This is a genomic window from Pseudomonas sp. NY15364, from assembly GCF_048068235.1.
Classification (GTDB): Bacteria; Pseudomonadota; Gammaproteobacteria; order Pseudomonadales; family Pseudomonadaceae; genus Aquipseudomonas; species Aquipseudomonas mendocina_D.
Map to the genome: position 1 here is coordinate 109,202 of NZ_JBLUPX010000011.1, position 11,752 is coordinate 120,953.

Genomic DNA, 11,752 nt, shown 5'->3' on the forward strand with positions numbered 1-11,752 from the left:
TCAAACAGGCGTTTGAAACATACGTTTACGCCACCCCCTTGTCAAGCGCTGCCAATCGGCCGGCTACGCAACCAGATCGATGCGAGGCTCCGACGCTGGCAACTCACCCAGACGCCGATACAGATCAAGATTAGGCGCTGGCGGTGAAGCCTGCTGCGACTGCTCGGCGGGCTGCTCATCCGCTTGTCTGGCTTCTTCACGGGCCTTGCGCTGCTCGACGGCGTTGGTGGTTTCCTCTCGCCGCTGCTCGGCCAGTTCGACGCGCGCCTGCGCCGCCTGCGCCTGAGCCAGAGCAGCTACACGCAGGTCCTGCGGGGAAGGTTCGATGGGCGCGAGCGCTGCGCGCAGGACGATTTCCATCTTGCGTAGCGTCGCTTCGGGGTCATTGGGAATGGGAGCGGTATCGATGCTGACTTCACCGGAAACGGCGTAACGCTGCCCATCAGGGCCGCGTTTGAAACTGTAGGTCGGTGCTCCCGCGTATTGCCCGCCAACGGCAGCATGAGCCTGTTCGTGGGTACGGACCTCACGATCACGCTGCACGAGGTCGGCGATTTCCAGCTGTTGCTGGCGCTGCTCCTGAGGGCTTGGCTCGGATTTTTCTGCGCGGTTCGATGGGTTGGCCTCGCGATCCGCTTCCTCTCGACCAGATGCCGCGGAGTCGGCTTGCTGCTCCTGCGGCGCCGCAACAGGTGCCTGGTCGGCACGGGCAATGTCAGGGGAAACGCCGGACGACAGAGGCCTTGCCGAACTGACGGACGGCGCGGGAGTAAACGGTGGCAGGCTGCTGCCAATCTGCATGATCGCCCTCCTGCCCCGCTGCTGGCCGCATCCGCGCAGCCGGGGTGAGACGACTTAAGCGCGGGTATCGATCAGGGTGCCCAACACCTCGTCGGCGGTGTCGACGACACGTGCATTGGCACGTACTTCGTTTTCACCGACACGCAGCGCCACGAGGCTTTCGGTCAGGTCAGGGCGGTTACGCTCGGATACCTGCGAACTCGGATTGGCCTGATTCTGCGGTGGGGTCTGAGTAGCCTGCTGCGACGGGTTGATGGTGTTGCTGGCGATATCACCGGCGGCCTGCTCGACACGGCGTTGCCCGGCCTGAATACCGTTCAAACCCGAATTGAATGCGTTGGCGGAGATTTCCATCGGCAGCCCCCTGAGGGATGTAGAACCTGATAACGGGCATTGAAGCAGAAATCGGCTAAAAAACGTACAGGCAAAAGGCTATGATCAGTTTGCTGTTTATTACCAGTCAGCCAACAACTCCAGTTTGAGGTGTTCCGCCACCGCAGCGGCCGTCGCCTTGTCCAAGTGTGGCACACGCCCCAGGCAAGGCGCTGGCAGGCGCTCGGTGAGGGTGGCGAGATTTTCCTCCAGACGTGAGGTCTTCGGCTCGACGATATTGGCCACCCAGCCAGCCAGTTTCAGCCCATCACGCTCGATCGCCTCTGCACTCAGCAGCGCGTGGTTGATACAGCCCAGGCGTACGCCCACCACCAGAATCACCGGGATGCCCAACGCCACGGCCAGGTCCGACAGATTTTCCTCACCGGCCAGCGGTACGCGCCAGCCGCCTGCGCCCTCCACCAGCGAGAAATCCGCGCCCTTGCCCAGGATCGCCCGCACCGGCGGCAGCAGGCTGGCGACATCCAGTTTGACGCCTACCTCACGGGCCGCCAGATGCGGGGCAATGGCCGGTTGGAAGGCCGCCGGGTTGACCTCTTCATAGTGCAGCGGCAATGAACATTGGGCGAGCAAGGCCAGCGCATCGTCGTTGCGCAGGCCATCGGCGGTTCGCACACAACCGGAAGCGACCGGCTTGGCCGCTGCGGTGCTCAGGCCCTGCAGACGCGCCGTATGGAGCAGGCCAGCGGCGATAGTGGTCTTGCCGATTTCGGTATCCGTGCCGGTGACGAAGTAGGCTTGGGTCATCTGATACTCATGGGAGCGAGCTCTGCTCGCGAAGCGGGTTGGCGAGCGAGGTTCGTGCCTAGGAAGACTTCTGCAGCACGCCGTACACCACCTGATAGGTGGCCGGCAGTCCCTGCGGCTGGCGGAAGTGCTCGTAAGCCTCGATCAATGCACGAATGCGCGAGCGCCCCGTCAGCCCACCCGGACGCCCCGGGTTGAGATTGTGCGCACCGAGGTCCTTGAGCGAGGTGGTCAGGCTGCGCAGATCAGGAAAGTGCAGAACCTGCGCCTCGCGTTGCAGCGCCAGCACCTGCAGGCCACTGACCTTGCACATATGCTGATAGACCTCGAAATGGCGGAAGCGGTTGACGTGGACCAGGCCGTCGACCGCCAGCCAGCTGTCACGCAGCTCCTGCAATGTTCCGACACACAGGCTGGAGAACGCCAGCACGCCACCGGGACGCAACACCCGCTGCGCTTCGCTCAGCACGCGCGTGAAATCGGCACACCATTGCAGCGCCAGGCTGGAGAACAGCAGATCGACGCTGGCGCTTTGCAGTGGTAGCGCTTCGGCATCGCCGGCAATGAAATACGCAGCACCGCCCTGAGGCCTGGCGTGGCGCAGCATGCCCTCGGCGATATCCACCGCCAGGCCCTCGCTCGGCGCATAACGTTCGGCCAGGGCGCGGGTGAAATGGCCCGTGCCACTACCCAGGTCCAGCCAGCGATGCGGCTGTAGCGAAGCAGGCAAATGCGCCAGCAGCTGGTTGCCGACACTGCGCTGCAGCTCGGCCACCGAGTCGTAACTGGCTGCCGCACGGGAAAACGACGCAGCGACCTGACGCTTGTCCGGCAACGCCACATCTCCGTAGGGTACGCCGTGCGCACCTGGGAACTCCTGAGGCGCCATACGCAGCTCAGACATCACTGGCCTCACGGATGAAATCGAGCATCAAGGTCGCCAGGGCATCTGCCTGCTCGCGCACGAAGGCATGGCCGCATTCTTCCAGCACGTCCACCTCACCCGCTGGCAACAGCGCCAGCAGTGCATCGCCTGCCGCTGCTGGCACCAGCGCATCCTGCTCGGCCAGCAGATGCAATTGCGGCCCGCTGTACGCCGCCAGCGCAGCGCGATTGTCCAGGCTCGCCAGCAGGCGCAGCCCGGCCAGCAGAGCGGACTCGTCGCTGGCCGACAGATGACTTTGCAGCTGCCGTGACAGGCCGCGCGCGTCGGCGCCACCCTGGGCACAGAGCATGGCAAAACGTTTGAGCGTAGCGCCGGCGTTCTCCTGACAGCCCCCGTAAAAGGTTGCGTAGGTCTTTGCCGGCATGGCCGTCGGCCAGGTATCGCTGGCGACGAAACAGGCATTGCTGGCCAAGGTGATCAAGCCACGGCAACGCTTGCCACGACGCGCAGCCAGGGCGGCGGCCAGCATGCCGCCAAGCGACCAACCGGCCAGCCAGCAATCATGCGGCAGACGCGTATCCAGCTCGTCGAGCCAATCGGCAGCGGCCGCACTGCTCAGGCGCGGCAAGGCCGGCACCTGCACCTGCATATCGCCACCCAACGCCTTCGCCAGCGGTTGCAGCAAGGCGCCGTCCAGGCCCCAGCCCGGCAATAGAATCAGCGTCTCACGCATCGGCCTGCACCTGCGGCCAGCACTCGGCCAGCGCCTCGAGTAGCAGTTCGAGCTGTGCATCGCTGTGCGCAGCGGACAGGGTCACGCGCAAACGGGCGCTGCCAGCCGGTACGGTCGGTGGGCGAATCGCGCCGACCAGCAGGCCGCGATCCTTGAGCAGGGCAGACAGCTTGAGGGCGCGAGCACTGCCACCGACCAGAATCGGTTGAATCGGCGTCGGGCTGTCCATCAGGCTCAAACCAATCTCGGCGGCACCCTGACGAAAACGCCCGATCAAGCGAGCCAGATGCTCGCGCCGCCAGTGTTCGCTGCGCAGCAGTTCCAGGCTTTTCAGCGTCGCGCAGGCCACCGCCGGCGGCTGGCTGGTGGTGTAGATGTAGGGGCGTGCGAACTGGATCAGCGTCTCGATCAGTGCCTCACTGCCGGCAACGAAAGCCCCTGCCGTACCGAAGGCCTTGCCCAGGGTACCGACCAGCACCTGCACGTCATCCTGGCCCAGACCGAAGTGCTCGACGATACCGCCCCCCGTCGCACCCAGCGGGCCGAAGCCATGGGCATCGTCGACCATCACCCAGGCCTGGGCGGCACGCGCCTCGGCGCACAATGCAGGAAGGTCGGCCAGATCGCCGTCCATGCTGAACACGCCATCGGTCACCACCAGGCAGTTGCCGCTGGCCTTGTGCAGACGACTGGCCAGGCTTGCCGCGTCGTTGTGCAGGTAGCGGGAGAATCGCGCCCCCGAGAGCAGGCCGGCATCGAGCAGCGAGGCATGATTGAGGCGATCCTCCAGCACGCTATCGCCCTGCCCCACCAGCGCAGTGACCACGGCCAGATTGGCCATATAACCGGTGGAGAACAGCAGCGCACGCGGCCTTCCGGTGAACGCGGCCAGCGCCTCTTCAAGCTCATGGTGCGGTGTGCTGTGGCCGATCACCAGGTGCGAGGCGCCGCCACCGACGCCCCATTGCTCAGCCCCCTGCTGCAGGGCGCGAATCACCTCGGGATGATTGGCCAGGCCGAGATAGTCATTGGAGCAGAAGGCTAGCAACTGCCGACCGTCCGCCTCCACCAGCGGGCCCTGCGGAGTCTGCAGCAGCGGACGCTGGCGGAACAGATCGGCGGCCTGGCGCTCGGCCAGGCGCGTAGCAAGATCGAAGCTCATGCACGTTTTCCGTAGTGGCGAGCGAAAAACCAGGACAGGAGGTCATTCGCGAGCAGAGCTCGCTCCCACATAAAAGGAATCAGGCCGAAGCGGCGTTGTAGAAAAGCTTGGAATCGCGCTGCTCGACCAGCGCCTGTTCGATGACCGCCTGGTGCACCTCGTCGGCATGCTCTTCGCGCTCTTCGGGTTTGATGCCAAGGCGCTTGAACAGGGCCATGTCCTTGTCCGCCTGTGGATTGGCGGTGGTCAGCAGCTTCTCGCCGTAGAAGATCGAGTTGGCGCCGGCCATGAAGGCCAGGGCCTGCATCTGCTCGTTCATCGCCTCGCGGCCGGCAGACAGCCGCACGTGGGATTTCGGCATCATGATCCGCGCCACAGCCAAAGTGCGGATGAAGTCGAACGGGTCGACGTCCTTCTCCTCGGCCAGCGGCGTGCCCTTGACCTTGACCAGCATGTTGATCGGCACGCTTTCCGGGTGCTCCGGCAGATTCGCCAGCTGGATCAGCAACCCGGCGCGGTCATCCACCGACTCACCCATGCCGAGAATGCCGCCCGAGCAGATCTTCATCCCCGCCTCGCGCACGTAAGCCAGGGTCTGCAGGCGCTCGCCGTAGGTGCGGGTAGTGATGATGCTGCCGTAGAACTCCGGCGAGGTGTCGAGGTTGTGGTTGTAGTAGTCCAGGCCTGCGTCAGCCAGCGCCTGGGTCTGCTCCTGATCGAGGCGACCAAGGGTCATGCAGGTTTCCAAGCCGAGCTTCTTCACGCCCTTCACCATTTCCAGCACGTAAGGCATGTCCTTGGCGGACGGATGCTTCCAGGCCGCGCCCATGCAGAAGCGCGTGGAACCGATGGCCTTGGCCTCGGCGGCCGCCTCCAGCACCTTCTGCACTTCCATCAGCTTTTCCTTGTCCAGGCCGGTGTTGTAGTGGCCGGACTGCGGGCAGTACTTGCAGTCTTCCGGGCAGGCGCCGGTCTTGATCGACAGCAGGGTCGAGACCTGCACGCGGTTCGGGTCGAAGTGTTGGCGATGGACGCTCTGCGCCTGGAACAGCAGGTCGTTGAAAGGCTGCTCGAACAGCGCGCGAACCTCGGCGAGGCTCCAGTCGTGGCGGGTGGTGATTTCGGCGGTTGCGCTCATCTGAGAAGTCCTTCGACGCTTGGTGGCATCTGTTGTCAGGCCCACACGGGGCATTCAGGCTTTGGCCATCATAAGTGGCGATTGGATGCTGTCAACCACGATAAAGACACAGGTTTACATATGATCAATTAATAACCAATAGAACTTATGTCATGGCACAAGGCCAAATGCTTACCCCTCCCACAGGATTTTCTGCATGCAGGTTGAAGGTTTTTTCGAAGGGCTCGGCGAAGCGCTGGGTCGCGCCATCCGTTTCATCGTCGATATGTTGTCCGGCGTGCTAGGCGCCATGGCCGATGCCATCGACGACTTTCTCCAGGGTATGGCCAGGGCCATTGGCATGGACGTGTCGATATTCAGCATCATCCTGCTGATCATCGGCCTGCTGTTCCTGTTCAGCGGCGCTCGTTCACTGCTGCGCGGCTCGATCATAGGCGGGGTGATCTGGCTGTTTCTCGGCCTGATCGTCATGGGCTGGCTCATCCGCTGACGCGAACTACACTTCAGGCACTACCGCTCATGGATGAGCTGCGATGCCAGCGTTCGACCCAACCCTCCTGCAACGCCTCCCCTGGCTGCGACCGCGCCGCCATTGCCAGCTTTGCGACGAAACCACCGATCACCCCACGCACGCGGTCTGCACGGCTTGCGAGGCCGAGTTGCCTTGGCTCGGTGCGCACTGCCAGATCTGTGCGGTGCCATTGCCGGCCCACGGCATGATCTGCGGCGCCTGCCAGAACAAGCCGCCAAGTTTCAGCCGTGTGGAAGCGCCCTGGCGCTATGCCTTTCCCGTCGACAATCTGATCACTCGCTTCAAGCATCAGGCACAATGGCCGTACGGCCGTCTGCTCGCCGAACTGCTGGCCGAACACCTGCACCACGCCTTCGATGAAGGACTGCCCCGCCCCCAGGCGCTGTTGCCCGTTCCACTGGCCCGCAAGCGCCACCGGCGACGCGGCTTCAATCAGGCGCAGATGCTCGCCGACTGGCTGGGCGCCAGCCTCCACCTGCCGGTGCAACATGACTGGCTCCAGCGCCGTGTCGATACGCCCGCACAGCAAGGGCTGGATGCCGCGACACGCAAGCGTAATCTGCGTCAGGCCTTCAGCCTGGAACTGCAGGCCAAGGTGGCTGGCACTCACCTGGCGCTGGTTGACGACGTGCTCACCACCGGCGCCACGGCGGACGGGCTCGCCCACCTGCTGCGGCGCGCCGGCGCCCTGCGCGTCGATGTATATTGCCTGGCCCGCACGCCACGGCCGGGCGACGCCTGACTTGACGCGCCAGGCGCAGTCACGCACCTTGCCCGACATCCTTCCTGACCACGCCTCAATCATGTCGCAGCTCGATCCCCTCGCCCAATTGCTCAGCCGCCGCCCGAAACGCCTGGCGCTGCTCGAGCAGATCGCCGAACAAGGCTCCATCACCCGCGCCGCCAAAGCCGCCGGGCTGAGCTACAAGGCCGCCTGGGACGCCATCGACGAGTTGAACAACCTGTCGGAGCAGCCCCTGGTCAGCCGCAATGTCGGCGGCAAAGGCGGCGGCGGTGCACGCCTGACACCCGCAGGCGAGCGTCTACTGGCACTGCAGCAACGCCTGCAGGCGCTGCAGGTGCAACTGCTGCAGGCCGCCGGTGACGACGCCGACCTGGCGCTACTCGGCCGCCTGATGCTGCGCACCAGTGCGCGCAACCAGCTCACCGGCCGCGTGCGCGCGATTCACGCCCACGGCCACAACGACCTGATCGACATCGAACTGCCCGGCGGCAGCAGTCTGCAAGCGCAGATCACCCATGACAGCACCGAGAACCTGCAACTGAGCGAAGGCAGCGGCGTGGTCGCCCTGATCAAGGCTGGCTGGCTGGAACTGCAGCCACTCGATGCAGCGCCAGCAGAACAGCACAATGCACTTGAAGGCCGTATCGAACAGATTCTGCCGGCCAGCGACGGCCCCAGCGATGTGCGCATCAGCCTGCCTAATGGTCAGACCTTGTGCGCCCTGCTCGAATCCGCTCGCCTGGCCGAACTGGGACTGCGCGTCGGCGACCAGGTACGCGCACAGTTCGCCGCCAGCCAGGTGCTGCTCGGTACGCAACTGTAGGGCGGCTGCAGCTCGCTAATAACGTCAACGGCGGGTTACACCCGCCCTAGGTTCAGCGCGAGCCGGTAGACTGGGCGCCCACTCACGCGGAGCCGTTCATGAGCCATCCCTTTTCCACCCTCACCCCGGATCTGGTGCTCGATGCCGTGGAGAGCCTTGGCTACCTCAGCGACGCCCGCGTATTGGCACTCAACAGTTACGAGAACCGCGTCTATCAAGTCGGTATCGAGGACGAAACGCCGCTGATCGCCAAGTTCTATCGCCCGGACCGCTGGAGCGATGCGGCGATCCGCGAGGAGCACAGTTTCAGCGCCGAGCTGGCCGAGCACGAGGTTCCGGTGGTGGCGCCACTGGCGCGCGATGGCGAGACACTGTTCGAGCACGGCGGCTTTCGCTTCGCCCTGTTCCCGCGCCGGGGCGGCCGCGCGCCGGAGCCGGGCAACCTCGACCAGCTGTACCGCCTTGGCCAGCTGCTCGGACGCATGCATGCCATCGGCGCCAGCCGTCCTTTCGCTCATCGCGAAACCCTGGCGGTGGACAACTTCGGCCATGCAGCCCTGGCCTCCCTGCTCGACGGCGGCTTCGTGCCGCGCAGCCTGCTGCCGGCCTACGAGTCGGTAGCGCGCGACCTGCTCACCCGCCTGGATGAACTCTTCGCCCGTGTGCACTACACGCCGATTCGCCTGCACGGCGACTGCCACCCAGGCAACCTGTTGCACCGCGACGACGCCTTCCATGTCGTCGACCTCGATGACTGCCGCATGGGCCCGGCGGTGCAGGACCTGTGGATGATGCTTGCCGGCGAGCGCCATGAACGCCTCGGCCAGCTGGCCGAACTGGTCGACGGCTATCAGGAGTTCCATGATTTCGCCGCCCGCGAGCTGCCACTGATCGAGGGCCTACGCGCCCTGCGCCTGATGCATCACAGCGCCTGGATCGCACGGCGCTGGGACGACCCGGCCTTCCCCCTGGCCTTCCCCTGGTTTGCCGGCGAGCGCTACTGGGGCGACCAGGTTCTCGCCCTGCGCGAACAGATGGCCGCACTGGATGAAGAGCCGCTGCGACTGTTCTGAGCCGATGCAATCCGGGAGCGCAGTTCCTGGATTGCATCCGGGCTACGCACCGACCGCGCCACGTCCTCGCACCGATACAGTTGCGCGCACCGCGTAAAGTTTGCCTTACGACTTTGCCGGCGTTTCGCTATACATAAAAAGCTGAACGGACAGACAAGGCAGAGGCCAGAGCGCTAGAATTTCGCGGCAACCGTTAGCTGCCTAACCAAGGATTCTCGATGGCCACCGCCAACCCGCAACGCGGGTACGTTCTGGGCCTTACCGCCTACATCATCTGGGGCCTGTTCCCTCTCTATTTCAAAGCCCTGCAAAGCGTGCCGGCGATGGAAATCATCGTGCACCGTGTGCTCTGGTCCGCGCTGTTCGGCGGCCTGCTACTGCTCGTCTGGAAGCACCCTGGCTGGTGGCGCGAGCTGCGTGACAACCCCAAACGTCTGGCGGTGCTGGCCGGCTGCGGCCTGCTGATCGCGACCAACTGGCTGGTATACGTGTGGGCGGTGAACAACGACCGCATGATCGAGGCCAGCCTGGGCTACTACATCAACCCTCTGATCAACGTATTGCTCGGTCTGCTGATTCTCGGTGAGCGCCTGCGCCGCCTGCAGTGGCTGGCCGTGGCCCTGGCCGCGATAGGCGTGCTGCAACAACTGTGGCAGGTCGGCAGCCTGCCCTGGGTATCGCTGGTGCTGGCGCTGACCTTCGGCTTCTATGGATTGATCCGCAAACAGGCGCCTGTGGCGGCACTGCCCGGATTGGTGGTGGAAACCTGGTTGCTGGTGCCGGTAGCGTTGGCCTGGCTGGTTTTGCACCCTACAGCGATGAGCAGCCAGGCCAGCTTCTGGACCAGTAGCGAAGCACTGTGGCTGGCCGCCGCCGGGCCGATCACTCTGGTGCCGCTGGTGTGCTTCAACGCCGCGGCGCGGCATCTGCCTTACACCACGCTGGGCTTCCTGCAATACCTGGCTCCAACCCTGGTACTGCTGCAAGCCATCTTGCTGTTCGATGAGCACTTCTCGCCAAGTACCCTGCTGGCCTTCGCCTGCATCTGGGCAGGGCTTTTTGTGTATAGCCTGGATATCTGGCTTAACCTGCGCAAGCGCTCGACACAGTAAACGGCTGGTGCGCACAGCGCACCCTACGCGGGTCGCGGAAGCCGCAAGGTGTCGCGGGGCCGCCTAAGCCGTGTGCACCGGCTTTCCTGCTAGCACTCGCTGAACAGAAAACATCCACCCAGCGCCAAGCCTCGCCAGCCCTGGCGCGGCGCCTTTCATCCCCGGTTTATCCACAGCTCCATCCCCGGCCTTTGTGCACAAGCTATTGATCCTGTTGAATTTTTAGCCAGACAATGAAAAGCCCCGGTACACTAGACAGTGCGCCGGGGCTCCCCAGTTTATCCACAGGCTGATCCACGCATACCGTGGATATCAATCCTCAGCGCGCAGGTTCAGCTCCACCATCAGGTCATCGGCCAGGGTTTCCAGGCGTGCCTGCAATTGCTCCAGCGCCAGCGTCTCCGGCACGGCCAGCAGCGCTTCGGCGGTGAACAGCAACTCGCCGCTCATCGGCGCTGGCGCCACCTCGGTCAACAGGCTCTCCAAATTGACGCCCTGCTCGGCCAGTACACGGGTGATATCGCGGACGATACCGGGCCGGTCGTTACCCACCAGTTCCAGGCGAATCGCGGTGAAGCGCCCGCCTGGCTCGCTGCCGCTGGCCGCCAGTTGCACGCGAATGCCTTGCGCGCTGAGGGCTTCGAGCGCCTTGATCAGGCCGCCGTGGGCCTCGGCCGGTACATCCACCCGCACGATCCCGGCGAACTGCCCGGCCATGCGCGCCATGCGGCTCTCCAGCCAGTTGCCGCCATGGGTCGCGACACAACCCGCCAAGCGCTCGACCAAGCCGGGTTGGTCCTCGGCAATCACCGTCAGTACCAGATGATCCATGTACTACCTCACTCGTTCACACAGGGGTCGAAAAGGTTAGCCGCACAGCGACAACCAATAGGTGAAGAACTGTTCGTCACGCACGTAGCCAAGCCGCTCGTAAAGGCTCTGGCCGGCCAGGTTGGTCTTCGCCGTTTCCAGTTGCAGACCGCAGGCGCCGGTCGCCTCGGCATGTGCGCGGGCGGCATTCATCAATGCCTCGCCCACACCCGAGCGGCGGGCGCGTTCGTCGACATACAGATCGCTGAGCAACCAGGCCGGTTCCAGCGCCAACGAGGACTGAAAGGGATAAAGCTGCACGAAGCCCTGCGCCGCGCCCTCCGCGTCGCGGGCGATGAACAATTGCGAATCACCGCGCTGCAGGCGCTGACCAAGAAAGCTGGCAACTTCCGCCGCGTCTCGCGGAACTTGGTAAAAGCGCAGGTAGCCGACGAACAGACGGGTGAGATCAACAAGGTCGGCAGCAACAACAGCGGATACCGTCATGGCAGGCTCCGGAATGACTGAAAGGCAGTATAGGCGAGGTGGCGTAGGCCATATCGGCGCACTTGTCAGCAGCCAACTCAATTAATCGTGTACGATTTTGCTTATTTTGTGGAACAATAGCGCACTTTTTTGCACGCACGACGCACTAAATGTGACCATAAATAGTCTTTTGGTCGCAGACTGACGCTACCCCGCTGCATTTACCCAGGATCTTGATGTAGTATGCCGCGCTTTGGACTACAAGACGGAAAACCCGTCTCCAAAGCGGCTATTGAGTAGAGCTCAGAGAG

General features: G+C 63.9%; 14 protein-coding genes. 5 read left to right on the plus strand and 9 right to left on the minus strand.

Annotated features, from left to right (window positions below):
- Positions 1-63: 63 nt before the first annotated feature.
- The 7 genes from ACNFCJ_RS11935 to bioB all read right to left on the minus strand — a co-directional run bounded on the left by ACNFCJ_RS11935 (position 64) and on the right by bioB (position 5,860).
- Positions 64-801, minus strand: coding sequence for a putative metalloprotease CJM1_0395 family protein (locus ACNFCJ_RS11935; protein ID WP_416771524.1), 738 nt, complete (start codon positions 799-801; stop codon positions 64-66).
- 54 nt (positions 802-855) lie between these two features.
- Positions 856-1,155, minus strand: coding sequence for a hypothetical protein (locus ACNFCJ_RS11940; RefSeq protein WP_416771525.1), 300 nt, complete (start codon positions 1,153-1,155; stop codon positions 856-858).
- 99 nt (positions 1,156-1,254) lie between these two features.
- Complete coding sequence (bioD, locus tag ACNFCJ_RS11945; protein ID WP_416771526.1) at positions 1,255-1,941, minus strand: dethiobiotin synthase; 687 nt, start codon at positions 1,939-1,941, stop codon at positions 1,255-1,257.
- Between the two features lie 58 nt (positions 1,942-1,999).
- The gene (gene bioC / locus ACNFCJ_RS11950; protein ID WP_416771571.1) at positions 2,000-2,830 is read right to left on the minus strand and encodes a malonyl-ACP O-methyltransferase BioC; all 831 of its coding nucleotides are present in this window, start codon (positions 2,828-2,830) and stop codon (positions 2,000-2,002) included.
- 7 nt (positions 2,831-2,837) lie between these two features.
- Positions 2,838-3,560, minus strand: a complete 723-nt coding sequence (locus tag ACNFCJ_RS11955) for an alpha/beta fold hydrolase (protein ID WP_416771528.1) — start codon at positions 3,558-3,560, stop codon at positions 2,838-2,840.
- Positions 3,553-4,722 carry an 8-amino-7-oxononanoate synthase gene (gene bioF, locus ACNFCJ_RS11960; protein ID WP_416771529.1) on the minus strand — a complete coding sequence of 390 codons (1,170 nt, stop codon included), beginning with the start codon at positions 4,720-4,722 and terminating at the stop codon, positions 3,553-3,555. Before bioF ends, ACNFCJ_RS11955 begins: the two co-directional genes overlap by 8 nt.
- Before the next feature lie 79 nt (positions 4,723-4,801).
- On the minus strand, positions 4,802-5,860 hold the full coding sequence (gene bioB, locus ACNFCJ_RS11965) for a biotin synthase BioB (protein WP_179574668.1): 1,059 nt from the start codon (positions 5,858-5,860) through the stop codon (positions 4,802-4,804).
- 196 nt (positions 5,861-6,056) lie between these two features.
- Here bioB and ACNFCJ_RS11970 point away from each other — a divergent pair, with 196 nt between their 5' ends.
- The 5 genes from ACNFCJ_RS11970 (at position 6,057) to rarD (ending at position 10,145) form a co-directional block, all read left to right on the plus strand.
- Complete coding sequence (locus ACNFCJ_RS11970) at positions 6,057-6,350, plus strand: hypothetical protein (protein WP_017675774.1); 294 nt, start codon at positions 6,057-6,059, stop codon at positions 6,348-6,350.
- A gap of 43 nt (positions 6,351-6,393) precedes the next feature.
- Complete coding sequence (locus tag ACNFCJ_RS11975; RefSeq protein WP_416771531.1) at positions 6,394-7,134, plus strand: ComF family protein; 741 nt, start codon at positions 6,394-6,396, stop codon at positions 7,132-7,134.
- Between the two features lie 61 nt (positions 7,135-7,195).
- Entirely contained in the window at positions 7,196-7,960 is a 765-nt protein-coding gene (locus ACNFCJ_RS11980) for a TOBE domain-containing protein (protein WP_416771533.1), read from the plus strand.
- Between the two features lie 98 nt (positions 7,961-8,058).
- Positions 8,059-9,033 carry a serine/threonine protein kinase gene (locus ACNFCJ_RS11985; protein ID WP_416771534.1) on the plus strand — a complete coding sequence of 325 codons (975 nt, stop codon included), beginning with the start codon at positions 8,059-8,061 and terminating at the stop codon, positions 9,031-9,033.
- A 218-nt stretch (positions 9,034-9,251) separates the two neighbouring features.
- Positions 9,252-10,145, plus strand: a complete 894-nt coding sequence (gene rarD / locus ACNFCJ_RS11990) for an EamA family transporter RarD (RefSeq protein WP_125834829.1) — start codon at positions 9,252-9,254, stop codon at positions 10,143-10,145.
- Positions 10,146-10,457: 312 nt separating this feature from the next.
- Here the strand turns inward: rarD and ACNFCJ_RS11995 are convergent, their stop codons facing one another.
- A complete protein-coding gene (locus ACNFCJ_RS11995) occupies positions 10,458-10,976 on the minus strand; it encodes a glycine cleavage system protein R (protein WP_143505116.1) in 519 nt (172 codons plus the stop codon).
- Positions 10,977-11,012: 36 nt separating this feature from the next.
- Positions 11,013-11,462 carry a GNAT family N-acetyltransferase gene (locus ACNFCJ_RS12000; protein WP_416771535.1) on the minus strand — a complete coding sequence of 150 codons (450 nt, stop codon included), beginning with the start codon at positions 11,460-11,462 and terminating at the stop codon, positions 11,013-11,015.
- Positions 11,463-11,752 lie beyond the last annotated feature (290 nt).